At 24.7% G+C, this 243-nt stretch carries 1 protein-coding gene; it reads right to left on the reverse strand.

What is annotated here, in order from left to right:
* Positions 1 to 19: 19 nt before the first annotated feature.
* Complete coding sequence (locus AAEZ18_RS19490) at positions 20 to 223, reverse strand: hypothetical protein (protein WP_101226490.1); 204 nt, start codon at positions 221 to 223, stop codon at positions 20 to 22.
* Between the last annotated feature and the right edge of the window lie 20 nt (positions 224 to 243).

Genomic DNA, 243 nt, shown 5'->3' on the forward strand with positions numbered 1-243 from the left:
TCATAATTTCCTTTATTTATTAATACTTATCAATAAAATAACCTAATTTATATGAGACTAAAAATGCAACTATCAGTATAGCCAAGGATATACTCAACCTTTTGAATGCAATTAATTTCATTTCAAGAGGATTCATTAAAGCAGCTAATAAATTGCCGAGCACACTTAAAAATGATACTAAGAATAAAAATAAAAGGACAAAACCAATAATTTTTTCAATCATTTAATTACCATGTATAGATC

Source organism: Pseudoalteromonas sp. 19-MNA-CIBAN-0066 (assembly GCF_040308705.1).
Taxonomy (GTDB): Bacteria; Pseudomonadota; Gammaproteobacteria; order Enterobacterales; family Alteromonadaceae; genus Pseudoalteromonas; species Pseudoalteromonas nigrifaciens.

Excerpts from the sequence above, each read along its gene's own strand:
- AAEZ18_RS19490 (WP_101226490.1), bottom strand. The coding sequence starts at position 223 with ATGATTGAAAAAATTATTGGTTTTGTCCTTTTATTTTTATTCTTAGTA.